General features: G+C 74.9%; 27 protein-coding genes. 14 read left to right on the top strand and 13 right to left on the bottom strand.

Annotated elements, in window-relative coordinates; all coding sequences use genetic code 11:
* The first annotated feature begins 628 nt into the window (after positions 1–628).
* The 5 genes from ACZ55U_RS35730 to ACZ55U_RS35710 all read left to right on the top strand — a co-directional run bounded on the left by ACZ55U_RS35730 (position 629) and on the right by ACZ55U_RS35710 (position 4,216).
* Positions 629–1,051, top strand: a complete 423-nt coding sequence (locus ACZ55U_RS35730) for a carboxymuconolactone decarboxylase family protein (protein ID WP_465533171.1) — start codon at positions 629–631, stop codon at positions 1,049–1,051.
* A 514-nt stretch (positions 1,052–1,565) separates the two neighbouring features.
* Positions 1,566–1,808 carry a hypothetical protein gene (locus ACZ55U_RS35725; RefSeq protein ID WP_465533169.1) on the top strand — a complete coding sequence of 81 codons (243 nt, stop codon included), beginning with the start codon at positions 1,566–1,568 and terminating at the stop codon, positions 1,806–1,808.
* A 9-nt stretch (positions 1,809–1,817) separates the two neighbouring features.
* Positions 1,818–2,555, top strand: a complete 738-nt coding sequence (locus ACZ55U_RS35720; protein WP_465533167.1) for a helix-turn-helix domain-containing protein — start codon at positions 1,818–1,820, stop codon at positions 2,553–2,555.
* A 215-nt stretch (positions 2,556–2,770) separates the two neighbouring features.
* Complete coding sequence (locus ACZ55U_RS35715) at positions 2,771–3,370, top strand: hypothetical protein (RefSeq protein ID WP_465533165.1); 600 nt, start codon at positions 2,771–2,773, stop codon at positions 3,368–3,370.
* 114 nt (positions 3,371–3,484) lie between these two features.
* Complete coding sequence (locus tag ACZ55U_RS35710) at positions 3,485–4,216, top strand: AraC family transcriptional regulator (RefSeq protein WP_465533163.1); 732 nt, start codon at positions 3,485–3,487, stop codon at positions 4,214–4,216.
* Here the strand turns inward: ACZ55U_RS35710 and ACZ55U_RS35705 are convergent.
* Both ACZ55U_RS35705 and ACZ55U_RS35700 read right to left on the bottom strand, forming a co-directional pair.
* Complete coding sequence (locus ACZ55U_RS35705; protein WP_465533161.1) at positions 4,189–4,848, bottom strand: class I SAM-dependent methyltransferase; 660 nt, start codon at positions 4,846–4,848, stop codon at positions 4,189–4,191. The genes ACZ55U_RS35710 and ACZ55U_RS35705 overlap by 28 nt on opposite strands.
* Positions 4,849–4,948: 100 nt before the next feature.
* The gene (locus ACZ55U_RS35700) at positions 4,949–6,424 is read right to left on the bottom strand and encodes a PucR family transcriptional regulator (RefSeq protein ID WP_465533159.1); all 1,476 of its coding nucleotides are present in this window, start codon (positions 6,422–6,424) and stop codon (positions 4,949–4,951) included.
* A gap of 268 nt (positions 6,425–6,692) precedes the next feature.
* Here ACZ55U_RS35700 and ACZ55U_RS35695 point away from each other — a divergent pair, with 268 nt between their 5' ends.
* Positions 6,693–7,667 (top strand): alpha/beta hydrolase, encoded by a 975-nt coding sequence (locus ACZ55U_RS35695; RefSeq protein WP_465533157.1) that lies wholly within the window; start codon positions 6,693–6,695, stop codon positions 7,665–7,667.
* Positions 7,668–7,679: 12 nt separating this feature from the next.
* Here ACZ55U_RS35695 and ACZ55U_RS35690 read toward each other — a convergent pair whose 3' ends face one another.
* The 4 genes from ACZ55U_RS35690 to ACZ55U_RS35675 all read right to left on the bottom strand — a co-directional run bounded on the left by ACZ55U_RS35690 (position 7,680) and on the right by ACZ55U_RS35675 (position 10,232).
* Complete coding sequence (locus ACZ55U_RS35690) at positions 7,680–8,666, bottom strand: helix-turn-helix transcriptional regulator (protein ID WP_465533155.1); 987 nt, start codon at positions 8,664–8,666, stop codon at positions 7,680–7,682.
* 158 nt (positions 8,667–8,824) lie between these two features.
* Positions 8,825–9,097 (bottom strand): DUF397 domain-containing protein, encoded by a 273-nt coding sequence (locus ACZ55U_RS35685; protein WP_465533153.1) that lies wholly within the window; start codon positions 9,095–9,097, stop codon positions 8,825–8,827.
* Between the two features lie 65 nt (positions 9,098–9,162).
* On the bottom strand, positions 9,163–9,381 hold the full coding sequence (locus ACZ55U_RS35680) for a DUF397 domain-containing protein (protein WP_465533151.1): 219 nt from the start codon (positions 9,379–9,381) through the stop codon (positions 9,163–9,165).
* Positions 9,378–10,232, bottom strand: a complete 855-nt coding sequence (locus ACZ55U_RS35675) for a helix-turn-helix domain-containing protein (protein WP_465533149.1) — start codon at positions 10,230–10,232, stop codon at positions 9,378–9,380. Before ACZ55U_RS35675 ends, ACZ55U_RS35680 begins: the two co-directional genes overlap by 4 nt.
* A 237-nt stretch (positions 10,233–10,469) precedes the next feature.
* Between ACZ55U_RS35675 and ACZ55U_RS35670 the strand changes: the two genes are divergently transcribed.
* The 6 genes from ACZ55U_RS35670 (at position 10,470) to ACZ55U_RS35645 (ending at position 14,567) form a co-directional block, all read left to right on the top strand.
* A complete protein-coding gene (locus ACZ55U_RS35670) occupies positions 10,470–10,862 on the top strand; it encodes an ATP-binding protein (protein ID WP_465533148.1) in 393 nt (130 codons plus the stop codon).
* Positions 10,859–11,134, top strand: coding sequence for a hypothetical protein (locus ACZ55U_RS35665; protein ID WP_465533147.1), 276 nt, complete (start codon positions 10,859–10,861; stop codon positions 11,132–11,134). The genes ACZ55U_RS35670 and ACZ55U_RS35665 overlap by 4 nt, the downstream gene beginning before the upstream one ends.
* A gap of 126 nt (positions 11,135–11,260) precedes the next feature.
* A complete protein-coding gene (locus tag ACZ55U_RS35660; RefSeq protein WP_465533145.1) occupies positions 11,261–12,280 on the top strand; it encodes an ArsR/SmtB family transcription factor in 1,020 nt (339 codons plus the stop codon).
* 256 nt (positions 12,281–12,536) lie between these two features.
* The gene (locus tag ACZ55U_RS35655; protein ID WP_465533143.1) at positions 12,537–12,929 is read left to right on the top strand and encodes an SH3 domain-containing protein; all 393 of its coding nucleotides are present in this window, start codon (positions 12,537–12,539) and stop codon (positions 12,927–12,929) included.
* A gap of 306 nt (positions 12,930–13,235) precedes the next feature.
* Positions 13,236–13,763, top strand: coding sequence for an RICIN domain-containing protein (locus ACZ55U_RS35650; protein ID WP_465533141.1), 528 nt, complete (start codon positions 13,236–13,238; stop codon positions 13,761–13,763).
* Positions 13,764–14,039: 276 nt separating this feature from the next.
* The gene (locus tag ACZ55U_RS35645) at positions 14,040–14,567 is read left to right on the top strand and encodes a ricin-type beta-trefoil lectin domain protein (protein ID WP_465533139.1); all 528 of its coding nucleotides are present in this window, start codon (positions 14,040–14,042) and stop codon (positions 14,565–14,567) included.
* A gap of 266 nt (positions 14,568–14,833) precedes the next feature.
* On the opposite strand, the gene ACZ55U_RS35640 is transcribed toward ACZ55U_RS35645, so the two are convergent.
* Complete coding sequence (locus tag ACZ55U_RS35640; protein ID WP_465533137.1) at positions 14,834–15,241, bottom strand: hypothetical protein; 408 nt, start codon at positions 15,239–15,241, stop codon at positions 14,834–14,836.
* A gap of 5 nt (positions 15,242–15,246) precedes the next feature.
* Positions 15,247–15,768 carry a peptidylprolyl isomerase gene (locus ACZ55U_RS35635; RefSeq protein WP_465533135.1) on the bottom strand — a complete coding sequence of 174 codons (522 nt, stop codon included), beginning with the start codon at positions 15,766–15,768 and terminating at the stop codon, positions 15,247–15,249.
* Between the two features lie 474 nt (positions 15,769–16,242).
* On the opposite strand from ACZ55U_RS35635, the gene ACZ55U_RS35630 reads away from it, so the two are divergent.
* Positions 16,243–17,181 (top strand): NAD-dependent epimerase/dehydratase family protein, encoded by a 939-nt coding sequence (locus ACZ55U_RS35630; RefSeq protein WP_465533133.1) that lies wholly within the window; start codon positions 16,243–16,245, stop codon positions 17,179–17,181.
* Positions 17,182–17,215: 34 nt separating this feature from the next.
* Here the strand turns inward: ACZ55U_RS35630 and ACZ55U_RS35625 are convergent, their stop codons facing one another.
* On the bottom strand, positions 17,216–17,542 hold the full coding sequence (locus ACZ55U_RS35625; RefSeq protein WP_465533131.1) for a DUF1330 domain-containing protein: 327 nt from the start codon (positions 17,540–17,542) through the stop codon (positions 17,216–17,218).
* A 264-nt stretch (positions 17,543–17,806) separates the two neighbouring features.
* On the opposite strand from ACZ55U_RS35625, the gene ACZ55U_RS35620 reads away from it, so the two are divergent.
* On the top strand, positions 17,807–19,597 hold the full coding sequence (locus ACZ55U_RS35620; RefSeq protein ID WP_465533129.1) for a glycoside hydrolase family 35 protein: 1,791 nt from the start codon (positions 17,807–17,809) through the stop codon (positions 19,595–19,597).
* 54 nt (positions 19,598–19,651) lie between these two features.
* Here the strand turns inward: ACZ55U_RS35620 and ACZ55U_RS35615 are convergent, their stop codons facing one another.
* From ACZ55U_RS35615 to ACZ55U_RS35600, 4 genes are all read right to left on the bottom strand, one after another.
* Positions 19,652–20,911: an SLC13 family permease gene (locus ACZ55U_RS35615; protein ID WP_465533173.1), complete on the bottom strand. Its 1,260-nt coding sequence runs from the start codon at positions 20,909–20,911 to the stop codon at positions 19,652–19,654.
* A gap of 128 nt (positions 20,912–21,039) precedes the next feature.
* Positions 21,040–21,894 carry a DUF4253 domain-containing protein gene (locus tag ACZ55U_RS35610; protein WP_465533127.1) on the bottom strand — a complete coding sequence of 285 codons (855 nt, stop codon included), beginning with the start codon at positions 21,892–21,894 and terminating at the stop codon, positions 21,040–21,042.
* Positions 21,895–21,956: 62 nt separating this feature from the next.
* Positions 21,957–23,015 carry an aldo/keto reductase gene (locus ACZ55U_RS35605; RefSeq protein ID WP_465533125.1) on the bottom strand — a complete coding sequence of 353 codons (1,059 nt, stop codon included), beginning with the start codon at positions 23,013–23,015 and terminating at the stop codon, positions 21,957–21,959.
* 133 nt (positions 23,016–23,148) lie between these two features.
* Positions 23,149–24,138: a LuxR C-terminal-related transcriptional regulator gene (locus ACZ55U_RS35600; protein WP_465533123.1), complete on the bottom strand. Its 990-nt coding sequence runs from the start codon at positions 24,136–24,138 to the stop codon at positions 23,149–23,151.
* Between the last annotated feature and the right edge of the window lie 869 nt (positions 24,139–25,007).

The raw sequence follows: 25,007 nt of genomic DNA, 5'->3' as shown, positions 1-25,007 counted from the left end.
TCGTCGGACTCCGCTTTGGCCCCCCCAATCTACTCCAGACTTGTTGTTGGGGTTTTCCCTCCCCCCCCATCCCCACCCGTCCTAATGCTCGTCGGGGGGGGGGGGGGGAGGTGGGGGGGCCCGCCTCCCCACTCCCCGCATCCCATCCGGCGCAGCCGAGCACGAGAAGTCGGACCCGCCGACATCCCACTCCGCGCCGGCCCTCAGCGCACCCCACGGGCGAGTGCGGAGCGAACGGGCCGTCACACACGGCACAGCACAGGAAGTCGGACCGGCCGACTTCCCACTCCCCTGCGCCCGGCCTGGCGCAGCCGCCGGACGGGGCAAGGAGCGCCGTGGGGTGCAGGCACAGCCGACGGATGTGTGCGGGTACGGGCCTGAGAGGCAGCACGAGAAGTCGGACCCGCCGACTTCCCGCTCCCCTGCGCCCGGCCTGGCGCAGCGAAGGCGGGCGCGGGGCGAGGGGGGTCAGCTCAGGGCGGTGCGGTCGCTCGCGTTGGGAGGGGGCTGTTCGGGGGGTTCGGGGGTGGGACGGCGTTGGGGGCGGCGGCCTGGGTGGGGTGGGGCCCTACGGTTTCTGCCGTGGGTCGGGCCGTCGGTGGGCGGCAGCCGGAGAGGAGCGCCGCAGATGGGGATGCCCGCGGGAGAGGACGAGGTGCGCCGGGAGCGGTTCGAGCGCGGGTTGGAGGTGCTCGACCGGATCGACGGGGAAGCCGGGCGGCGAGTGCTGGAGGCGTTGGGGGACGTCAGCCCGGAGCTGGGGCACCAGGTGGTGGCCTGGGGATTCGGGGAGATCTACAGCCGCCCCGGGCTGGTGCCGCGCGAGCGGCAGCTGGTCACGCTGGGGATGCTCACCGCGCTCGGCGGGTGTGAGCCGCAGTTGGAGGTGCACGTCAACGCCTCGCTGAACGTCGGGCTCACGCCGCCGGAGATCGTCGAGGCGCTGCTGCAGTCGGCCGCCTACTGCGGCTTCCCCAGAGCCCTCAACGCCACGTTGGTCGCCAGGAAGGTGTTCGGGGAGCGCGGCCTCCTGCCGGTCGTGGCCGGCTGACCGGCAGGAGGGCGGACGGCCTTTGTGGCGCGGCGGCGTGCCGCACCTGGCCTGCCCCGCTGGAACAGGGCGGGCCGGATCCCCTGGTTGGTGTCGAGTGGCAACGGCCGGGGAGACCGCGTCCGTGCGTGGTGCCGGGCGGGTGCCCGGCGACCCCTCCCCCGGGCCTGGGGCGGGGCTTGGTGCGGGAGGCTCACCCCTCCGATATCCATCAAGGGTGGCTTTCACGTTTCCCGGTGGCAAGCCCGATGGGGTGCGCGGGGTCGGACACCGAGGCTGTCCGGGGCTGAAGGCGCGGGCGAATCATCGGCGTGAGCTGCGGATTCTCGCTGACGGCTTATCAATTCTGTTTGGGACAAAGCGAGAATCCGGGGCGCGAAAGCGCTGGACGGCCCCCTCCGCGCGCGGCGACGCTGTGCGTGGGCGTCCTGCCCGCCGGGCTCTGGAAGGCCGGGCGGGCGCGCGAGGACGCCGGTCGAGTGGCAACAACCGCACCCAGCGAAGCGGAGACCGCATGGAACAGCAGAACACCCCGGCCGCGAGCGCGGACTGCGTGGAGGTCCGCACGGCCCCCGGCACCGCGGTGCCGGTCCCGGCCGCGGTGCTCGTGGTCGTCGTCCTCCTCCTGACCACCGCCCTGACCGCCTCCGGCACCCCCGCCCGCACCGCCGTCGCCACCCTGGCCGGTGCCGGACTGCTCGGCACAGAGCTGGTCCGGCGCCTGGCCGAGGCCCTCACCGTCCGCCGGGCCCGCTAGGCGGGGCCGGTGGGGCGCCTGAACAGCGCCCTGGCCGAGCAGGACAAGGAGATCCGGACGCTCGCGCAGTGGCTGCGCGGGCTGCGCGAGCGGTCCGGTCTCACGTACGGCCAGATGGCGCGGAAGACCGCCGAGTTCCCCCAGCCCGTCTCCCTGGCCACGCTCTCGCGCGCGGACGAGGGCCGTACGGTGCCGACCTGGCCGGTCACCGAGGCCTACGTCCGGGCGTGCGGCGGTTCGGTGCGCACCGCCGAGCGGCTGTGGCTGCGCGCCGACGCCCACCGGCCCGGGCGGCGCGGGGGCAAGAGCGCGCCGCAGGCACCCGGCGCGAGCCGGGCCCTGCGGTACGTCACGGAGCGGTGTGAGCTGCTCCTGGCCATGCGGCGGCTGCGGTTGCGCGCCGGGAGCCCGTCCCTGCGCGAGCTGGAGGCGCGCGCGGTGCGGGGTGCGGTGAGCCACCTGCCGCGCAGCACCCTGCACGGGGTGCTGACGGGAGAACGGGACTGCACCGAGCGGGTCCTGGTCGAGTTCGTCCGGGCCTGCGGGGTGGGCCCGGCGGAGGAGGCCGAGTGGGTCGCGGCCCTGCGGCGCACCACCGGCCGGCCCGCCGCCGGGGAGCGGCCCTCACCGCCCGACGTCCGCCGCCGGCTCGCCGAGGCCCATGCGGAGATCCTGCGTCTGCGCCGGGCCCTGGACGGCCGCCCGGTGCCGGACGTCGGGCGGCCGGTGGGACGGCGCGTCCCCTGACGGGCGCGCTGTCCGTGCCCGGTGGCGCGGGAAGCCGGCCGGACCGGTTTCCCACGCCGTCCGGCAGGATGACGTACCGTCAGTTCGCTGGAGCCGGGAGGCTTTCGGCGCCGGGTGCCACTCGGTGACGACCGGCCTCCCGACGGCGTCCGCGGCCCCGGCCCGCGACTCCCCCAGCATCCAGGTGCCAGCCGGCAGAGAGGTGGATCGAGCAGGTGGGCAGGACGGCAACGCTCAAGGCGGTGATCGGTGCTTCGGCGGCGGCCCTCGTGGCGGCGGCCCTGGCCGGCTGTTCCGCTCCCCCACCGGCGCGGGCGAGGGATTCGGCGCCGAAGGTGGTGGACATGGAGGTGAGTTGGGCGGTGGAGTACCACTCACTGGCCGAACTCAAGAGCCACGCGGACCTCGTGGTCGAGGGACGCTTCGCGCGCGTGGTCGAGCAGAGACAGGACGCGGAGGGCGTGCCCTTCACCGACTTCGCGTTCGACGTCGACGAGGTGCTCGACGACCGGGGCCACCGCGTCGCGGCAGCCGGCGCGTCGGTGACCATCCACCAGACCGGCGGCGTGGTGGACCGGGTCCTCCACCAGGTCCGCGACGACCCCCTGTTCCGGGTCGGCGAGCACAGCGTGCTGTTCCTCGCCGAGTACGAGCCCGGCCACTACCGGGTCATCGGCGGGCCCACCGGGCGCTTCACCGTCGAGAACGGGACGCTCAGGCCCGTCGGCCAGGACGGGGTGCGGTTCTCCGGCACCCCCGGCGCCTTCGCGTCCGCGGTCAGGGCGCGGCAGCCGGACGCCCCCGGAGCGCCGTGATCGAACCACAACGGGCCACTTGTCCCGCGGTGATGACGCCATGCCGACACGTCGATGTCGAACGCGGCACCGGTCCGGGCCCCGTGGGCGTACGGCCGCGCCTACCGTTGGAGCGTGGACGGACAGGAACTCGGCGAGAAGCGCCCGCGCTTCGCCGTCGGCCCCGGGTACGCGCTGTACCGGGGGCCGCTGGCGGACAGCGCCTTCCACCGGCACGCCGCCTTCCAGGTCGCCGTCGCGGTGCGCGGCGGGCAGGCGGGCCGGGTGACGGTCGACGACGCGGCCGGGCGGCGCCACCGCGGGCCCGCGGTCGTGGTGCCACCGATGGTGCGCCACCGGATGGCGCCGACCCGCGAGGTGCTGGTCTTCTACGTGGACCCGCACTGCGCCTTCGCCGACCGGCTGCGCGCGGCCTGCGGCGAGGGGGTCACCGTCGCCCCGCGGTGGCACGGCCTGACCGAGCGGGAGGTGCGGCCCGGCGGCGGGCGGCCGGCCGGCGGGCTGGACCCGAGGCTGGCGGCGGCGCTGGCGGCGCTGGCCGACGACCAGGTGCCGCTGGAGGGGCTCGCCGCGCGCGTCGGGCTGTCGCCGCAGCGCCTGCGGGCCCTGGCGCGGCGGCAGTTGGGGGTGCCGCTGGCCCGCTGGCGCAGCTGGCAGCGGCTGTCCCGGGCGGCGCTGGCCCTGGGCGAGGGGTGCTCGCTGGCGCAGGCGGCGCTCGCGGGCGGTTTCGCCGACCAGGCCCATTTCTCGCGGTGGACACGGGAGTTGACGGGGCTGACGCCCTCGCAGGTGCTGCCGGCCCTGCGCGCCGCGGGCGCTCAGCCGCCGGCCCTGCGCGCGGTGTAGAAGGACATCGAGCCGGTCACCGTCGCGACGCTCTCCACCTCGCGCACCCCCTCGAAGCCCGTCTCGGCGATCAGGCGGGGCAGGATGCCGTCGGCGTTGGGCTGGGTGTCCTGCTTGCCGTCGACGAACTGGACGATCCGGAAGGCCAGCCGCATCGTCGGCGTGCGCTGGCGCCCGTAGTCGGCGATCACCAGTTTGCCGCCGGGGCGCAGGGTGCGGTGCACGGAGGCGAGGATCGCCCGCTTCATCGGGACGGGGCACTGGTGGAGGACGAGGCTGGAGACGACGGTGTCGGCCGACTCGGGGCCGAGGAGGTCGTCCACCGCGTCGCCCATGCCGGTGCGGAAGTCGGCGGTGGCGCCGGCCGCGGCAGCCTTGCGGCGGGCCAGGCGCAGCACGGCGGGGTCGGGGTCGACGCCGATGACGGTGGCGTGCGGTTCGGCGCGGCCGAGGAGGACGGCGAGGGAGCCGGTGCCGCAGCCGACGTCGACGATGACGTCGCCGGGGCGGGGGGCGGCGTGCATGGCCACCAGGCTGCGCCAGAGGCGTTCGCGGGTGAGGGAGACGATGGGGTCGTAGAGGCCGAGGGCGAGGCGCCCGGCGGCGGGGGTGAAGGTGTCGGTCGGGGTCATTCGGTCAGTGTGGGCGGGCGGCCGGGGCGGCGTCTTGAACGATTCGCTCGCAATGCCGCCGCCCGCGCCGCCCCCGCCCAGGGCTGAACTCCGTTGGGGGTCAGGCGGCTTCGGCCCGGCCGTGGCCGCCGGTGGCGGCGCGCCCGGCCTCGTCGCGCAGGGCGTGCGGGCGCTGGGGCTGGAGCCGGCGCGCCGGACGGGCGCCGGGCACCTCGCCGTAAGCGCCACCGGGCACCTCGCCGGACGCGTCGCCGGGCATGCCGCCGTAAGCGCCACCGGGCACCTCGCCGGACGCGTCACCGGGCAAACCGCCGGGCAAACCGCCGGGCACCGCTCCGAACTCGCCGGCGGAGGCGATGAGTTCACGGATGCGCAGGCCCAGGTGCAGGGTGATGCGGTCCGCCCCGCTGTCCAGGTCGAGTCCGGTGATCTCCTGGATCTGCCGCAGCCGGTAGTGCAGCGAGGTGCGGTGGATGCGGAGCGCTTCGGCGGTCCTGGAGGTCGATCCGGCGTGGTCGAGGAAGCAGCGCAGGGTCTCCTCCAGGCGCTGGCCGCCGCCGGAGTCCAGCAGGGCGCGCAGCGGCCCGGGGATCAGCGACTCGTTCAGGGCGTGGTCCGGCAGTTGCAGGAGCACGGAGAGCTCGCCGAGCTCCTCCCAGCAGCCGATGCCCTTCAGCGCGGGCATCCGCCGTGCCGCGCGCACCGCGACGAGCGCCTGCTCGTGGGAGGCGTGCGCGCCGGCGAGTGCCTTCTGGTGGCCGCCGATGCCGATGACGGGGGCGGCCGAGGGGCCCAGACGGGCGCCGAGGGCCTGCCCGATGTGCCGGGACTGCTCCCGCAGCGCCTCCTGTCCCAGCGGCCGGTCGGCGAGCTGGAGCAGGACGGCCCGGTGCGAGGTGACGGCGAAGGCGCTGCTCGCCGACCGGGTGCGCCGCAGGCCCTCCAGCGCCGCGGCCAGCGCGGTCGCCACCTGCCCGGGGGACGGACGGGAGTGCGCCACCTCCACGACGGTGACCACCGCGTGGGGGGCGTCCGGCAGGAGCGCGTCCTCCAGCAGCCGGGCGCGGGCCTCCTCGCGCGCGGCGGGGCTCGTTCCCAGCAGCGACAGGAGGAGTTGCCGGCGCGTGGCCCTCTCGGCGTCGGCCAGGACGTGGTCGGCGTAGAGCTGGGCGGCGATGGCGGGCGTGGCCCGGGCGATGGTCCCGGTCTCGTGCGGGGTCAGGGTGCCGTCCGGTGCGATGACCGTCAGCAGGCCGAGGAAGTGGCCGCGTTCGCGCAGCGGCACGCAGTAGCGGGGCAGCAGGCCCAGGTCGTCGCGGGCTTCGAGGTAGCCGGGGCCGGGCCACCGGGCGACGTCCTGGTCGAGGACGTGGCGGGCGACGGCGTCGTCGACCCGTCCCTGGAGGACGCTGTGCAGGCGTGCCCGGTCCGCGTCGTCGAAGTGCCGGCTCCAGCGGATGCCGCTGATCGCGGGGTCGGCCACGGCGACGGACCGGCGCAGCGACTGCGCGAGGTCCTCGATCAGCTCCTGTGCCGCGGTACTGCCGACGGGGGTTCGCCGCCGCTGTTCGATCATGGCGGTCCTCCTTCGTGGTCGTCTCCGTGGGGCGCGGGCCGGCGGGTTGGGGATCTGCGGCTTCCCGCCTTGCCGGTCCGGGGCCCGGATCGCGCCGGTCGTGCCGGTCCTGGGGACACGGTGACACCGCCGTGATGCCCCACGGTGCACGGCTCTTGCCTGTGTCCGCCGGGATGGCCGGTCGCTGGTGCATCCGGTGCGGAACTGTCCCAGGCTGATCACGGCCCGTTGCGCGTGGCCGGTGAGACGTCCCTGCGAAGGAGTGCCCGTGTCCGATGACGCCCACGTTCCCTGGGTGGCGCCCGTCCTGGGGCGCGAGACGCGCGACTTCGTCGAGTCCTGCCCGTGGCCCGCTGCCGCGCGGGCCGGCGGCCCTTCGCCGAGGGAGCGCATGGCGGCGCTGTGGAACGGCGGCGGCCGCGAGGAGCCCGACGTCGAGGAGGAGTGGCTGGCCGTGCCGGGCGGGGACGGGGAGCGCATCCGGGTGCGGATCCTGCGGCCCGCGGAGGCCTGCGAGCCGCTGCCGGTCGTGCTCTACCTGCACGGGCTGGGCTGGATGCTGACCGATGCCCACGCGCACCAGCAGTTGCTGGTGGACCTGGTGCTCGGGGCGGACGCGGCCGTGGTGGTGGCCGAGCACGAGGCGCCGGAGCACGCCCGCCACCCGGGTGCCGTCGAGCGGGCGTACGCGGTGGCCAGGTGGATCGCGGGCAACGGGGCGGGCTGCGGGCTGGACGGGAGCAGGATCGCGGTGGTCGGCGCCAGCGCGGGCGGCCAGCAGGCGGCCTCGCTCGCCCTCCTGGCGCGGGCGCGCCGCGGGCCGGGCCTGCGTCACCAGGTGCTGGTGTGCCCGGTGACCGACGCGGCGATGGACACGCCCTCCTACCGGCAGTTCGCCCGGGGGTACTTCCTGAGCCGCGACGCCATGCGGGAGTACTGGCACCAGTACGCGCCGGACCTGCGGGAGCGCGCGCGGGGCGCGGTCTCACCGCTGCGCGCCCCCGCGGAGAGCCTCGTGGGACTGCCGCCCGCGCTCGTCATCACCGCCGAGGCCGACGTGCTGCGCGACGAGGGCGAGGCGTACGCGGCGCGGCTGAGGCGGGCGGACGTGCCGGTCGTGGCGGCCCGCTACCAGGGCACGATCCACGGGTTCGTGCTGTTCGACCGGCTGCGCGGCACGGAGGCGTCCCGGGCGGCGCGCATCCAGATGACCGACGCCCTGCACACCGCGCTGCACGTCTGAGGCCGCCCGGGACTACCTGGTGCCCGGCTCCTCCACGGGCAGGACGCCGCCCAGGCGCCGCCACTCGCTCGGGGAGACCCCGCTGGCGGCCTGGAAGCGGCGGCTGAAGTGGCTGGGGCTGCTGAACCCGCACCGGGCGGAGACGGCGGCGATGGTCAGCCGGTCGTACCGCTTGGCGGCCAGCATCCGCCGTGCCTTGCCCAGCCGCTCCTCGATGAGCCACTGCTCCAGGCTGATCCCCGCCCCGCTGAGCAGGGTGTAGAGCCGGCGGAGGGAGACGGCGTGCGCGGCCGCGATCCGCTCCGGCGTCAGGTCGCGGTCCGCGAGGTGGGAGCGGGCGTAGGCGAGGACCCGGGTGAGGAGGGTGTCGTCCATCGTCGCCCTGACCTCGGTGCTGTCCTCGGCGTGCGCGGCCGACAGGAGCAGCGCGCGCACGAGTTCCGTGGTGGCGGAGGCCAGGGCCGGTGCGCCGGGGTCGGCCTCCAGCCGGCCGGGGTCGCGCCACACGCCGCGCAGGTGCTGGAGCACCAGGTCGTGGAGCGGGCTGGCGCGCAGCCGCTGGGAGGCCCGTACGACGTCCTCGACCGGGACGTCGAGGCGGTGCATGTCGAACATGACGGACTGGGAGGCGCCGTCGCCGGACCAGCCGTAGGAGCGGGGGGAGAGCTCGTGGAAGACGCAGATGTCGTCGGAGCCCAGGAGGGTCCGGCGGCCCGCGACTTCGGCCCGGTGGACGCCCAGGGGCTGGAGGGAGACCGAGACGACGGGGCTGCTGCGGTGGTGGCGCACGTGCTGGGCCGTCCGGCGCACCTCGAAGCCCGAGTTGCGGGTGGCGAAGAGGTCCAGCCCGCCGACGCGCCAGAGTTCCATGCGCGCGTGGATGCCGGTCTCGGGTTCCTCGTGGGAGACGTCGTTGGGCACGAGGGAGTCCGTGAGGGCGTGGTGGAAGGCGTCCACGCGCTCACGGGGTGACACCGTGTTGAGGTCGAGCAGCAGCACACACCCTCCCAGAAGGTCCGAATCCGGCCATTCTGGAGGACCGGCGGGCGCGATCCGGCGGTGTGCGGGGCCGGGGGCGGGGTCGTGCGCTCCTGGAACAGGGTCGGGCCTTCTCGGCATGGCGGCCCCCGCGCGGGGGCCGCCATGCGGGAGGCGAGTCAGAGGCCGGCCGGGAAGTCGTCGGCGCGGATGCCGGCGACGAAGGACCGCCAGGCCTCGGGGGTGAAGGCGAGGGCCGGGCCGTGGGGATCCTTGCTGTCACGGACGGGAACGGTGCCGGTGATGCCGTCGGCCACCTCGACGCAGTTGTCGTTCGGGTTGCTGGCACTCGACTTACGCCAGGTGATGGAAAGTTCCGAGGCGACCTCGATGCAGTTGCCGCCTTCGCTGCCGCTGTAGCTGCTCTTACGCCACTCCGGGGAATCTGTCACGAAGATGACCTCCTACTGCCTCAGCTGGCGGTGGGGCTGCTCCACACAGGGCGGAGCAGCCCACGCTACTGGGTCAGTTGGGTGGCCGGGAAGTCGTCGGCGCGGATGCCGGCGACGAAGGACCGCCAGGCCTCGGGGGTGAAGGCGAGGGCCGGGCCGTGGGGGTCCTTGCTGTCACGGACGGGAACGGTGCCGGTGACGCCCTCGGCTACTTCTATGCAGTCGCCCTGGCCGTTGCTGTACGTGCTCTTGCGCCACTTGGTGCTGTGGTGCCTGTGGCTCACCGGGAGTACTCCTCTGCGACTTCCTTCAACCAAGCGATTGACCTCTCGGGCTGTACTGACGACGCCATAAGGCGGTCGAAAGCGTCCTCGTGCCTGGCGATCTCATGGGGCCGCTCCGAATAGATGCTGCTGGTGGTCGCCTCGGAGTAGGCCACACTGCCAGGGATGTCATTGAACGAGAGAATGGAGAACGAGGAGCCCATGGCCGCGTGCGCGCCAGCCGAGAACGGCAAGATCTGAATCGTGATGTTTGGCCGCTCATCCGCCGTCACCGCAAGGTGGTTCAACTGTTCAGCCATGGTCTGGTTTCCGCCCACTGGCCTCCGGATGACGGCCTCGCCGATGATGGCCCACAGCTGTGGCGGATCACGGCGATCCAGGATCTGCTGACGGTCCATCCGCAGCGCGATCCGCCGCTCGACCTCTTCGGCGGACTCGGTCGGATTCATGGCGCGGATGACGCTTCGCGCGTAGGCCTCGGTCTGGAGAAGTCCCGGGACCAGCTCACATTGATAGGTCACGATCTTCGCGGCGTCCGACTCGAAGCCCACATAGGCACGGAACCACTCCGGCAGGGCGTCGCCGTACGCATGCCACCACCCTTGCTGGCGGCTCTGGCGCGTCAAGCCGAGGAAGTACTTCACCTCTTCGGCCGAAGTGACACCGTAGTGCGACAGAAGCTTCGCTGCGTCGCGCTCTTGCAGCGGGACCAGGCCACTCTCGATACGACTCAGCTTCGAAGCTGACCAACCGAGCGCGGCGGCCACGTCCTTGGCGTTCAGCTCGCACGCTGCGCGCAACTTGCCAAGCTCGCCTCCGAGCCTACGCCGCAGCACGGTCGGACTGCCCATGCGTCACACTCCCTGGCTGTTCGCTTCCTTGCATAGTTTGCCACCCCTCCCGAAGGACCAGTCGCGGCCCATGATCATGCAATTGCATGGGTGAAGCAGTTGCATGCAAATGCCTCACTGAGGCAATCTACAGGGAGTAGTCCTTCGGGTCGCCTGAGTGATCACGACCGGTCTACTGCCGGGCATCCCCATGCCTCCGCATGGCTCCAAACTCCGCTCCTGGAAGGCGTCTTCGCCATGTCCTGCTACTCCTCCGCCGCCTGGCTGCCGCGCAGCCGGCGCGCGCCCTCCGTCGGGCGCCGGCACCTCGCCGACTTCCTCCTCTCCTCCCCCGCCGGGGACCGCTACCTCGACTCCGGGCTCCTCCTCGTCTCGGAGCTGGTCACCAACGCCCTCCTGCACGGCACGCCGCCCGGCCACCGCATCCACCTCGCCCTCGACCTCGACCCCACCCGCCTGCGCATCGAGGTCCACGACGCCCGGCAGGACCGCGGCCCCGTCCTGCGCGCCCTCACCCTCGACGGGGAGGCCGGGCGCGGCCTCCACCTCGTCAAGTCACTCTCCAAGCAGTCCGGTTGCTGCCCCCGCACGCCGGTCGGCAAGATCGTCTGGTGCGAGGTGACGGCATGAGGGCCGATCACGACGTCCGCGTCGACATCCCGGGCCTGCGCCCCTCCGCCGTCCACACCCTCAGCGACACCCTCCTCGCGCGGCTCTGGGACTCGGTCAGCCACCTCCCGATGTCCCGCTTCCAGCACTACGCCCTGGAGCGCCGCCTCACCGGCCCCTGCGCCAAGCGCGACATCCTCCGCGACCTCGTCGACACCCCCCTCCTCACCATCCCCGTCGGCGAGGACCACGAAATCCGCATCCGCTGGGCGAACGACCCCCTGAACGGGTAGCCGCCGCCCCGCCCCCTCTGGCCCGCGCGCCCGCTCTCGGTGAGGATGGCCGTCGGGAGCGCAAGCGCGGGCAGCACACCCGCAGGAGGCCGTTCCGGCCTCGGGGAAACGGGAGAGGGCGACGACGTGCCGTTACGCATTCACTTCACCGTGGAGGACCTCGCACGCACCCGCATCGCCGACGGACCGGCGCCCTGCATCGAACTGAGCACCGCCGCACGGCAGTTGCAGGATCGCACCCATGTGGTACGGCTCGGGTCCTGGCGCCGGGACACCCTGTCCGCCCTGCACCCCGCCTCGCGCATGGTCTTCGCGCTCATGCCCCCGCGCGGGCTGATAACCGACTTCCTCAGCGGTGTGAGCGCCGCGACACCCGCCGAGCTGATCGAGCAGGTCCGTTCCACACCCCGCAACCGCTTGCGGACGAGCCTGGAGCACACGGCCAGGCACCAGCCCCTGCCCTCCTGGGCCCACCGCCTGCCCGAAGACCCGCCACTGCTACGGCAGTTGTGCGACAGCCTGGAGCACCTGGCCGGCCACGCCCTCCTCCCGCACTGGCCGCAGGTCCAGGCCATGGCGGCGGCCGACGCCTCGGTGCGTTCCCGCCAGCTGCTCGGCGGCGGCGTCGAGACCCTCCTCGCGCGCATCAACCCACGGCGCATCCGCTGGCGGGCACCCGTGCTGGAGATCACCATGGCCTCCGGCCTGGACACCGACGTACGCCTGGGCGGACAGGGGATGCTGCTCCAGCCGTCGGTGTTCGCCGTCGAGGCCCCGATCGTCGACCTCGACGCGGTGCCGCAACCCGTCCTCACCTATCCGGTGGCCCAGCTCCAGGAGGGCGCCGCCACACCGCTGTTCACGGCCCTCCCCTCCGTCGGCGGGCGGGCGCCGGCCGCCGGCGCCCTCGGGTCCGCCCTGGGCCACACCAGGGCCGCCGTGCTCGGTGCCATCGCCCGTCACCCGGGCTGCTCGACCCAGCAGCTCGCCGCGCTCGTCGGCATCGCCAAGGCCAGCGCCAGCGAGCACGCCACGACCCTGCGCAACGCGGGCCTGATCGACACCCACCGGGACCGTCACACGACCGCCCATGTCGCCACCCCCACCGGCATCGCGCTGCTCGACGCGCCCTTCGGACGGCCCTGACCCGGCCGGCTCCGACGGCCCGTGCCCGCTCCGGCGCGTCGGCGCCGCGCCGCGCGGTCGCCCGGATCGCCGGTGTTCGGGCCAGACCGAATCGCCTTGGGGCGCGGCCGTGCCGCCGTACAGCCTGGACACGGACGCCGGGCCGCGAGGTCCGCACCCGGTCCGGGGGCCCGCGTCCGCCTCCACCCGAACCGGCGGCCGCCGCGCGCACCGCGGGCGGCCACGGTTCCGAGAGCGAGAGAGGGAGCACATGTCGATGAGGAAGAGCGTGGCCGCGCTGGCCGCGGCCCTGGTCGCCGGGACGGCCCTGGGGCTGGTCCCGACGGTGGCCACGGCCGGAACCCCCGGTGAGAACGGCCTCCTCAGCTGTTCCCACCGGTGGTCGAACCTGGACCCCGACGGCAGCCACCCGAAGACCATCACCCGCAGCGGCGTGAACATCCGCTCGGGCCCGCACGCGGCCGCCGGTACGCACTGCGGTGTCGTGGGCGTCCTCAACCCGGGTGACCAGGTCTTCTACCACTGCTACACGACCACGCAGAGCGAAGGGACGTGGACCCACCTGCGCAAGAGCGGCACCTCGCTGGAGGGCTGGGTGAGGGACGACCTGCTCCCGGACGGCGGCAGCGTGTTCGAGTGCCCGGCCTGACCGAGGCGGCGTCGCGCGGGCGGACGGACTCCGCTTCGCCCGCGCCGTTCTGATGAACCGAGGGCCGCCGCCCGTACTCCCACGGGCGGCGGCCCCCGCGCTTTCCGCCGCCCGTGGCTCCCGTGACCCGCGCTTTCCCGCTGAGCTGCGGGCGGGCGGGCCTCTGGCTAGCCTGGTCGTCGGGTGGGTGCGAAGCATCTCCGCGCCCACCGGCCCCCCAGGCCCGGCGGCCGGCGCGAGCTGCGGGGCATCCGGCGCCGCCCGCAGCAGAACACCTGCCGGACACCCCACATGAGAGTGACCACCATGTCTCCCGCCAAGCGCATCGCGACCGCCGCCATCGCCGCCGCCCTGCTGGGCGCCGGCACGCCCGGCCTGGCCTCGGCCGCCGGCCCGCCGACCGCTCTCCCCTCCCAACTGACCGGGGAATGGCACCGGTTCACCATCAAACCGCCCGGCCTCCCGGCCAGGAGCCTGGACGTCGACGGCAGCGGCAACGCCACCGTGTCCACCTCCGATCCCACGAACGAACACCAGCAGTGGAACCTGAGCACCATCGGCGGGCTGCCGCTGGTCAAGAACAGGGCGACGGGCACGTGCCTGACCGCGCCGAACGACACCCTGGACCCCGTCACCGTCCAGGCCTGCGACCAGAACAACCCGAACCAGCGGTGGGACGTCCACTACGTGACGGCCGGTCAGGTCGAGATCTCACCGAAGGCCCACCTCTCCCTCGCCCTCACCGGGGCCGCCCAGGCCGGCAGCACCAGAGCCGTCCTGCGGACCTACGCGGCGGCGGACAACCAGCAGTGGTCCATGGGGTCGGTGAAGTAGCGGTCCTCCTGGCAGATCTCTTTCTTCGGTGCCCGTGGCGCGCCCGTGACCCGCGCTTTCCCGCTGAGCTGCGGGTGGGCGGGCCTCTGGCTAGCCTGGTCGGGTGGGCACGAAGCACCTCCGTGCCCGCCGGGCCGTGGAAGGCCCGGCAGCCGGGGCGGGCGGCGATCCGGCCCACGCCCCCGGCGACTCGCGGGGCTTCCCGCGCCATCCGCGCAACGGCCCGCGCACCTCTCGGACACCCCACCAGGGACGCCCCACATGAGAGTGACCACCATGTCCCCTGCCAAGCGCATCGCGACCGCCGCCATCACCGTCGCCCTGCTGGGCGCCGGCACGCCCGGCCTGGCCATGGCGGCCACCCCGCCGACGCCCCCGGCACCCCAGCAGACGACCGGGAACTGGTACCAGCTCCGGGTCTGGCCGCTGGCGAACGCCTCGGCCCGGAACCTGGACGTCGACAGCGGCGGCCACGTCGTCACGGCCACCCCCGAGCCCAGGAACGACCGCCGGCAGTGGAGCCTGAGCGGCACCCTGGGGAAGCGGCTCGTCACGAACAAGGCGACGGGCAAGTGCCTGACCGCGCCGAGCGGCCCCAACGGCTCCGTCACCCTCAGGACCTGCGACAAGAACGACGTGAAGCAGCAGTGGACGCTGCGGAACACGCAGCGGGGCCTGGTCGAGATCCTGCCCTCCGCCGACCACGGCCTCGCCCTGGCCGGGGGCCTCGGCGGCGACGTGCGCGTCCTGCGCGAGGACGGGAGCCGCGCCCAGCAGTGGAGCACGGTGCCCGCGGGCTACTGACCCCTCGGACGGGCCCCGGGCCGCCTCGACCGGCCCGGCCTCTTCAGCCGCGCCCCCGGACCGTCGACGCGTCCGGGGGCGCGCTCGCCAGGGCGGCCATGTGGTGCCCCCTGACCGCGACCGGGACCGCCGCGACCGGGCGGATCCGGGTCACGCCCTCGCGGTACGGGGACCAGTGCCCTCCGGCGTCCGGCAGGTGCGCGAGCCGAAGGTGGCCCGTGGCGAGGCGGCCGAGGTCAGCGCGGTCCGGGGCGGGGGTGTCCGCGTCACCGGCCGGGGGCTGCGTCCACCGCCGCCGGTTCCTCCAGGAGGGCCAGTGCCTGGCGCACCGCCAGGCGCCCGGCCCTGTGGAAGGAGCGCTCGCGCGAGTCGATCGGGTGCACGACGGTGTGGTGCACCACCAGCGCCAACGCCACCGGGACGCCGGGGAGTTGCTCGTTCAGCCCGGCGCGCACGCCGTCGGCGAACGCGGCGTGGAAGCGCTCCACGTCCCCGGGCTCCGGATCACCCGTGACGGTGGCGTCGCGGACGGCCTCCACGCGCAGGCCCTCCTCCCAGGGCTCGAAGTCCACGACCACGATGCCGACGTCGCCCGGGCAGCTCGTCTGGTGCACGTAGCGGGCCCGGATGCCGCGGACCGGGCGGGAGGGGAAGGCGGCGTGGACGGGAGCCACCTCGGTCAGGAGTGCTCGATCTCGACCGAGGTGACCACGACGTCCTCCACCGGGCGCTCGTCCTCGACCGGGGTGGCGGCGATCGCGTCGACCACGGCCTTGGAGGCGGCGTCGGCGACCTGGCCGAAGATGGTGTGGCGGCGGTTGAGGTGGGTGGGGGTGCCGACGGTGATGAAGAACTGCGAGCCGTTGGTGCCCGGACCGGCGTTGGCCATCGCGAGCAGGTACGGCTTGGTGAAGAACAGCTCGGGGTGGAACTCGTCGGCGAAGGCGTAGCCCGGGCCGCCGGTGCCGGTGCCGGTCGGGTCGCCGCCCTGGATCATGAAGCCCTTGATCACCCGGTGGAAGAGGGTGCCGTCGTAGTACGGGCCGGTGCCCGGCTCGCCGGTGCGCGGGTCGGTGTACTCCCGGGTGCCCTCGGCGAGTTCGACGAAGTTGCGGACCGTCTTCGGCGCGTGGAAGGGGAACAGCTCCAGGCGGATCGGGCCCGCCGTGGTGTGCAGGGTGGCGAACCGGGCAGTGGCCACGGGTGACTCCTCGGGGTGCGGCTGGTGCGGCTGGTACGGGTGCGGCCGGTGCGGTGGACCGGGGCCGTCGGACCACCGCATCCTGGCACAGCCCGCGGGCCGGCGGCCGAACCGGGTGGGAGGAGCCGCACGTCAAGACGGACCGGAAGCCTCGGGGAGGGGGCGGCCGGCCGTGACGGCCGGTGCGGTTCCGGTGGGCGTGCGGATCCTGGCCGCCGCAGGGTACGGCTGCGTGGTGCGGACCCAGCGGACCCAGCGGACCCAGCGGACCCAGCGGGGCCGGCCGCGCCGGGCGCGTGCGGCGGCGGCCCTCACCCCCGGCGCCGGACGGGCGCTGCGCGGCCACCGGCGCGACCGTCCGCGCCGGATGGGGCAACGGCGGCGGGGACACCGGGGGCGGCGGCTGACGCGTCCTCCGGCCGCCGGGCCGGGCGCGGCCGGGAACGCACCGGGGGTGGCCCTAGAGTGGGGCGGGTGAGCTTCCACCTGGTCGTCGGACACGGGCCCGCCGGGGCCTCCACCGCCCGCCTGCTGGCCGAGCAGGGCCACGAGGTACGGGTCGTCACCCGCGGCGGGCGCCCCGCCGGCCCGGCCGTCCCCGGCGTCGAGCACCTGGCCCTGGACGCGAGCGACCCCGCCGGGCTGGCACGGGCCGCGCGCGGGGCCGCCGCCATCCACGGCTGCGCCGCGCCGCCGCTGCCGCAGTGGGCGCGGCTGTGGCCGCGGCTGACGGCCTCGCTGTGCGCGGCGGCCGAGGACAGCGGCGCGGTGCTGGTCATGCTCGGCAACCTGTACGGCTACGGGCCGGTGGCGGGGGCGATGACCGAGGACCTGCCGCTCGCCGCGACCGGCCCCAAGGGGCGGGTGCGGGCGGCGGCCTGGGAACGGGCGCGGGCGCTGCACGAGGCCGGGCGGATCCGGGCGGTGGAGGTGCGGGCCTCGGACTTCTTCGGCCCCGGCGTCACCGACGGCGGCCACCTGGCCGCCCGGGTGATGCCCAAGCTGCTGAAGAGCCGCCCGGTCGCGGTGCTCGGCGACCCGGACGCCCCCCACAGCTGGACCTACCTGCCGGACGTGGCCCGGGCGATGAGCGAGGTCGCGGGCGAGGAACGGGCCTGGGGCCGGGCCTGGCACGTGCCCACCGCCCCGCCGCTGCCGGTGCGCGCGATGGTCGACCGGCTGGCCGCCGAGGCCGGCGCCGGGCCGGTCGCGGTACGGCCGCTGCCCTCGGCGGTCCTCGCGGTGGCGGGGCTGTTCTCGCCGCTGCTGCGCGAACTGCGGGAGGTGCGCTACCAGTTCGACCGGCCGTTCGTGGTGGACAGCTCCGCGTACGAGGCCGCGTTCACGGTACGGGCGACGCCCCTGGCCGAGCAGGTGCGGGCGACGGTGGCGTGGTGGCGCGAACGCGTGTGACCCCTGCGCCGGCGGCACCCGAGCCCGTGGACCGTCAGTGTTCGAGTTTTTCCGCGCCCCGGTAGCCGGCCGGCACGCCCTCGACCAGGACGATGTCGGCGACCATGTGCCGGGTGCGCAGCGGCAGGATCTCCCGGTAGGCGGGCGAGTCCCACCAGGCGCGGGCCCGCTGGTAGTCGGGGAACTCGATGAGGATGAGGTCGACCTTCCCCCAGTCGCCCTCCACGTTCTCCGACCGGCCGCCGTGGACGACGAAGCGGCCGCCGAAGGGGTCGAGGGTGGCGTCGATGCGCTCCAGGTACTCGACGATGTCGGGGCCGAACTCGACCGAGTGGACCTGGGCCAGCGCGTAGGCGGTCATCTGCTGCTCCTGTGGCGGGGGTTGGTCGGGGGGCTGGTCGGCGGGCGTTCCGTCCGACACCTGCGACGGTAGGGGGCGGGGCGGGGGCGGCGAATCCGTCACGTATCGGCAACGGGTACCGGTGCCCGGTGCTCACCGCTCCCCCCACCGGCGGCCCCGGCACGACCGCCGCGACACCGGGGCCGCCCGCCTTCGGCCCGCGCGGCCCGTTCCTCGCTACGCTCGGCACGGCCAGGGTCTCCGGTTCGAAGGCGGGGTGCGCTCATGCTCGGGTACGACGCGGACGGGTTCGTCCGGGACGGGGAACCGCACCGGGTGGTGGCCGGGGCCGTGCACTACTTCCGGGTGCACCCCGGGCTGTGGGAGGACCGGCTGCGGCGGGTGCGGGCGCTGGGGGTGAACACCGTCGACACCTACGTCCCGTGGAACTTCCACGAACTGCCCGACGGCACCGTCGACTTCACCGGCTGGCGGGACGTGGCGCGCTTCGTGCGGCTGGCCGGCGCCCTGGGGCTGGACGTCATCCTGCGCCCCGGCCCGTACATCTGCGCGGAGTGGGACTTCGGCGGGCTGCCCGCCCGGCTGCTGGCGGTGGACGGGCTGCGGCTGCGCTGCGCCGACCCGGCGTACCTGGCCGAGGTGGACGGCTGGTTCGACGCGCTGGTGCCCGAACTGCTGCCGCTGCTGGCGAGCCGGGGCGGCCCGGTGGTGGCGATGCAGGTGGAGAACGAGTACGGCAGCTACGGCGACGACGCCGCCTACCTCGCCCACCTGCGCGACGGCCTGGTGCGACGCGGGGTGGACTGCCTGCTGTTCACCACCGACGGCGCCCACGACACCATGCAGCAGGGCGGCGCCATCCCCGGCCACCTCGCCACCGCCACCTTCGGCTCGCGCGCCCCCGAACGCCTGGCGGTGCTCCGCCGCCACCAGCGCCAAGGCCCGCTGACCGCCATGGAGTTCTGGATCGGCTGGTTCGACCAGTGGGGCCTGGCCCACCACGTCCGCGACCCGCAGGAGAGCGCCGCCTCCCTCGACGAGCTCCTGGCCACCGGCGCCTCCGTCAGCCTCTACATGGCCCACGGCGGCACCAGCTTCGGCCTGTGGGCCGGCGCCAACCACGTCGGCGCCCACCCGCTGGACGCCGGCTACGAGCCGACCGTCACCAGCTACGACTACGACGCGCCGATCGGCGAGGCCGGCGAACTCAACCGGAAGTTCCACGCCCTGCGCGAGGTCATCGGCCGCTACCTGCCGCTGCCGGACGGCGAGTTGCCCGCCCCGCCGGCGCGGGTGGCCCCGCAGCGGCTGGAGTCCGCGCACGGGCGGGCGGCCCTGGCCGGGGCCCTGGACGCGCTGTCGCAGGTGCGCCACCACGCCGCGCCGCTGGCGATGGAGCAGGTCGGCCAGGACCGGGGCCTGATCCACTACCGCACCCACGTCCCCGGCCCGCGCCCCGAACTCCCCCTGCGGATCGACGGGTTGGCCGACCGGGCCCAGGTGTTCGCCGACGGGCGCCCGCTCGGGACGCTGGACCGCAACTCCCCCGGCGCGACGCTGGCGCTGGCCACCGGGCCGGACGGGGCCGTCCTGGACATCCTGGTCGAGGCGCTGGGCCGGGTGAACTACGGCCCCCAGATGGACGACCGCAAGGGCATCACCCGCGGCGTCTCGCACGGCCACCAGCGGCTCTTCGGCTGGCAGATCCGCCCGCTGCCGCTGGGCGACCTCTCGGCGCTGCGCTTCACCGACGAGGAGGAGGCCCGCGACGGGGAGCCGGCCTTCCACCGCTTCACCGCGCAACTCCCCTCCCCCGCCGACGCGTTCCTCGCCCTGCCCGGCTGGGGCCGCGGCCTGCTGTGGCTCAACGGCTTCCTCCTCGGCCGCCACTGCGCCGCCGGCCCGCAGCGCACCCTCTACGCCCCGGCCCCGCTGTGGCACGCCGGGACCAACGAACTGGTCGTCCTGGAACTCGAACACCACGGCACGGCGCTGGAGTTGCGCGACGAACCGGACCTCGGCCCCACCACGGCGGCCCCCAGCTCCGAGTACTGAGCGGGCGGCGGTCCGGGAGATCGGCGACCGCCTGCGGACCCCGCGCGGGGGCGGTCAGGTGCCGATCAGGCGCAGTGAGGCCCACAGGGCCAGGACGGCGGCGGCCAGGGCGGCGGGGACGGTGAGCAGGCCCAGGAGGGTGAACTGGCGCAGGTCCACCGGCACCCCGCGGTCGCGGACGATGCCGCGCCACAGCAGGGTGGCCAGCGAGCCGGCGTAGCTGAGGTTGGGGCCGATGTTCACCCCGAGCAGGACCGCGAGGACGGCGCCGGGCCCCATGGGGGCGGCCAGCGGCACCAGGGCGAGGGTGGCGGGCAGGTTGTTGATGACGTTGGCGAGGAGGGCGGCCAGCGCGGCGGTGGCGAGCAGGGCGGGCAGCGCGGTGCCGGAGGGGACGAGGTGGGCCAGGGCGGCGGCCAGGCCGTTGTCGACGACGGCGCGCACCACGATGCCCAGGGCCAGGACGAACGCCAGGAACGGCAGCGCGGCCGAGCGCACCACCGTGGCGGCGGTGGCGTGGCCCCGGGCCAGGGCGCGCACGGCCAGGGCCGTGGCGCCGGCCGCCGCCGCCCAGGCGGGGTTGACGTGCAGGGCGGAGGCGAGGACGAAGCCGGCGAGCGTGGCGGCGACGGTGACCAGGGCGAACACCGGCATGGCGGGGGCCGGCCCGTCCTCGGACGCCCCGGCCGTGGCGGCGTCGAGGTCGGCGGCGAAGAAGCGGCGCAGCACCAGGTACTCGACGCCGACGGCGGCCAGCCACGGCAGGGTCATCAGGGCGGCGAAGCGGCCGAAGCTCAGGCCGCTGGCGGTGAAGGCGAGCAGGTTGGTCAGGTTGGAGACGGGCAGCAGCAGCGAGGCCGTGTTGGACAGGTGGGCGCAGGCGTACAGGTGCGGTGCGGGCCGGGCGCCCAGGCGGGCGGCGGTGGCCAGGACGACGGGGGTGAACAGCACGACGGTGGCGTCCAGGCTGAGCACGGCGGTGACCACCGCGGCGACGGCGAACACCTGGGCCAGCAGCCGGCGCGGGCGCCCGGCGGCGCTGCGGGCCATCCAGGCGCCGCAGGCGCGGAACAGCCCCTCGTCGTCGCAGAGTTTGGCCAGGACCAGGACGGCGGCCAGGAAGCCGATCACCGGCCCGAGCCGGGCGGCTTCGGCGCTCGCGTGGTCCAGGGGGACGGCGCCGGTCGCCACCAGCAGGGCGGCGGCCGGGACGGCGGCGGCGGCCTCCGGCCAGCCCCACGGCCGGGCGACGGCGCACACCAGGACGAGCGCCAGCAGGCCCACGGACAGGACTTCGGCCCAGGCGGTGTTCAGGGGGTGCTCCTCGGGTGCTCCGCGGGGTGGTCAGTGCGCGGGCCCGGTTCGTGGCCCGGGGCAGCATGCCACACCGTGCGGGCCGGTGGCCGGGAGGGCGCCCCGCCGGCCGCCGGCGGGCGGGCCGGTCAGTCCCACCAGAAGGACCACTGGTGGGCGCCCACCAGCTGCTCGGCGTACGCGGTGAGGGTGTCGGCGCCCTGGAAGACCAGGTCGGGGCAGAAGGCGGTGTGCTCGGCGGCCAGCGGGAGCGCCTCGGCGAGGGTGGCGGGCGGCACGGGGACGCTCAAATCCAGGGTGGCGAAGCCGACTTCGACGACCTGGGCGCCGAAGCGGCGCTCCCAGTCGGCGAGCACGGCGGCGATCTTGGCGGTGTCGTTCTCGTGGTTCACGGGGCCGCCCCAGCCGCACACCGCGAGGGCGTGGGCGCCGCTGTCGGCGCGGACCAGGCCCAGGCGCACGTCCTTGAAGGACCCCAGCACGTCGGCCAGTGCGCGGGCCTCGCGGCCGGCGGCGCCGTCGGGGACGGTGGCGGCGGGGGCGGTGCCGGGGAAGGCGCGGCCGTAGGGGGCGAGGGACTCGTCGAGGATCTCGGCGTCCTCACTGGGCGCGCCGTCCTCGCCCTCGCGGCCGTCGTCGTCAGCGTCCTCGTCCTCGTCCTCGGCGATCTGCTTCCACCAGGTGGCCAGCAGGGCGGCGGGGTCGTAGCGGCCGGGCACGGCGGCGTCGCCCGGGTGGAGCTCGCCGGACAGCCAGGGGCGGTAGTCGGGGTCGCCGTGGTCCAGCGGGGAGAGCAGCAGCGGCCACAGGCCGCTGCGCGGGTGGGCGCGGTGCAGCTGCGCCCACAGGCCGGCGGGGGCGGGGGCGTCGCTGACCCACAGCACCGGCTCCGCGCCGTCGTCGTCCCCGCCGACCGGGCGGCCGGGTGGCAGGGGGACGGTCAGGGCGGCGAGGGCGGCGGCGAGGTCCAGGGGCTCGGTCATGCGGCTCACCGTAGGGGCGGGCACTGACAGGGCGGCCGACGGCCCGCCGTTTCCCCGGGCCGTCAGGACCAGGGCAGCCCGGCCCGCGTCGCCCAGTACGCCTCGGCGGGCTCGGCCATGGCGTCGAGTGCGGCCAGGTCCTCGGGGGCCGGGCGCAGGTCGGCGGCGGTGAGGTTGGAGGCGAGCTGGCCGAGGGTGGCCGCGCCGGACAGGACGACGTCGGCCCAGGGCTGGGCGGCGGCCGCGGCCAGGGCGAGGGCGTCGGGGGTGGTGGCGGTACGGGTGGCGAGGGCGCGCAGCGCGGCGGTGTCGGGGCCGGTGGCGTTGCGGCCGGCCAGGCGGCCGTTGGCCATGGCCTCCTTGACCACGACGAGCCAGCCGGCCTCGTGGGCTTCGGCGAGGGCGGGGGCGGCGGAGGTCTCCAGCAGGTTCCAGGTGGACTGGACGGCGGTGAACAGCGGGCGGCCGGCGGTGGTGACGGCGAGGGCGCGGCGGATGGTGTCGGCCTGGGCGGGGCCGCTGGTGGACAGGCCGATGCGGACGCCCTCGGCGGCGAGGGCGGCGAGGCGCCGGTGGAGGGCGGGGTCGGTGAGGGCGGGGCTGTCGGGGGTGACGGAGTGGATCAGGTAGACGTCGAGGTGGTCGCCGAGGTGGGTGCGGGTCTCGCGGATCTGGCGGTCGTAGACGGCGGTGGAGTGTTCCTTGACCTCGTGGGCGGCCACTCCGCTGGTGTGCCAGTCGGCGGTGTAGGTGTAGCCCCACTTGCTGCCGACCGTGACCTGGGCCGCGGCCTCGGGGTGGGCGGTGAGCCACTGGCCGAGGAACTCCTCGGCGCGGCCGTAGGAGCGGGCGGTGTCGAGGTAGCGCACGCCGGCGGCGTACGCGGCGTCGAGCAGGGCGTGGGTGCGTCGGCGCAGGGCCTCGACGGTGCGGTCGGCGGGCAGGTCGGTGTCGCGTCCGAGGTTGATGTAGCCGGGCCGGCCGACGGCGGCGGTGCCCAGGCCGAGGCGCGCGGCGCGCGGGTGCTCGGCGTGCGGGTGCTCGGCGTTCGGCTGCGCTGCGGACGGGTGCGGCTGCGCGGTGGGGGCGGGGGCCGCGGCGGGGGCGGGGTCGGTCGGCATGGCGGGGCTCTCCTCGGGCGGCGCGACGGTGCTCACCTGGGACTCTAGCCTCCGGTGCGATCCCCGCCCCTGCCCCTGTCCCTGCTCCGCCGCCGGCGCCCGGCCCCGTACCGCCCGCCGCGCGCGCCGGCCCTCAGCGGGTGAGCCAGCCCGCCTGGGCGGCCCGGACGCCGGCCTGGAAGCGGCTGCGGGCGTCGAGGCGTTCCATCAGGTCGGTGGCGATGCGGCGGGCGGTACGGGATGAGACGCCCAGGCGCTTGGCGATGGCGTCGTCCGTGTGGCCGTCCGCGAGCAGGGCGATGGCGGTCTGTTCCTGGGCGCTGAGCCCGTGTTCGTTGAGCCGGGCGGTGGCGCCCAACGGCTGGGCGCCCGTCCAGACGCTCTCGAAGAGCGCGCACAGCGCGGCCAGCATGCCCTGGCCGGTGAGGACGACGGCGCCGGTGGCGGTGTCGTCGCTGCGGGTGGGGATGACGGCGGTGGCGCGGTCGATCACGATCATCCGGGTCGGCAGCGCGGGCGCGGTGCGGACCTGGCCGCCGTGCGAGACCAGCCAGTTGACGTACTCGACGGTGTGCTGGCTGTTGCGGACGCTGTCCAGGTAGACGGTGCGCATCCGGATGCCGCGCTCCAGCAGGTCGAGGTTGAGGGGCTTGGCCGCCTCGATGTTCTCGGGCTTCTGGCCGCCGTCCGGCGCGAAGGTCATGACCTCCTCGCGGACGTCCCGGGTGAGGGTGGTGAGCCGGTCACGGATCCGGTCGAGGCCGGTCAGTTGCTCGACGCCGGGCTGGTCGTCGGACGGGCGCAGGTCGGCGTACTCGGCGATGAGCTGGGCGGCGGCCGCCCGGGAGGCCTCGATGCGCATCTGCTGCGCGGCGAGTTCGGCCTGCTGACGGGCCATCAGGATCTCCATCCCGACTTCGGGGGAGACGGCGCGCAGTTCGCCCTCGCGGTCCGCGGACGGGCGCAGCAGGGCGAGTTCGCTGAGCGTGTCCAGGGCGTGTCTGATCTGCTCTTCGGGCAGTTCGAGGCGTGCGCAGAGGGCGGCCATGCCGTCCTGCTGGTGGGCGAGCATCGCCCGGTAGACCGTTTCGGAGATCTCGTCCAGTCCCAGTGTTGTGAGCATGCCCCCACCCCATGATGAACCCGTGTTCGATCTGCGCGCGATCATTTCACAGCTCTCCGTGAGGGGTCCATCTGCCGTGTGGCCGGTTCCGGCCATGGACGGGACAGTCCGCCCGGCCCCCCTGTGGGCCTCGGACCCGGGTCCGGCAGGCTCTGTGCATGTACCTCGTCCACACCGCCCTGCGACCCGACACACCGGGTCGGGCGCTGCCGCACGACGCCCGTGATGTCCTCCTGGCCGCCGCCCGTCCCGAGGAGCGGGTCGAACACCTCGCCGTCCACCGGGGTGCGGTCCCGTATCCGGTGCTCGGTGTCTTCCTCGTCGCCGACTCGCTGGCCGAGGCGGAGGGCCGTGCCGCGGCGTTCTGCCGGCGTGTGCTGGCCGCCGAGCCGCGGTTCGCGGGCTGGAGCCTGGCGGGGATCGCGGTGCCGCTCATCGCGCCGTACTACGAGCGCCTGCTGTCCGAGCCGGACGGTCCCGCCGGGCCCGGGGGCCCCGCCGGGCCTGGCGGGCCGGTCGATCCCAACGGTCCTGCGACTCCCGCCGGTTCCGCCGGCCCTGACCGCTCTGACCTCCCTGGCCGCCCTGACGGTCCCGGGCCTTCTGGCCGGAAGGGTCCAGGGGCGATTCCGTCCACCTGACATCCCTTCCGCCGGTCGCGGCGGGCGGCGAAGCTTGTTGTCGCCGGCAGGGAACACCGACCGGCAGCCAGGCCGGAGAGGCGTCACCGCGGGACGCCGACACCGGAGGAGCCGTCCATGCGCCACACCCGAGAAGGAGAATCTCAATGATCGTGTCAAGCCGTCTGCGTGACCGGCGGGGCGGAGGTGAAGAGCCTCTTGTCACGCAGCATCGCCCACAGCACGTCG

The organism is Kitasatospora sp. NPDC034533, from assembly GCF_055575155.1.
This window is presented reverse-complemented; position numbering and strand designations above follow the sequence as displayed.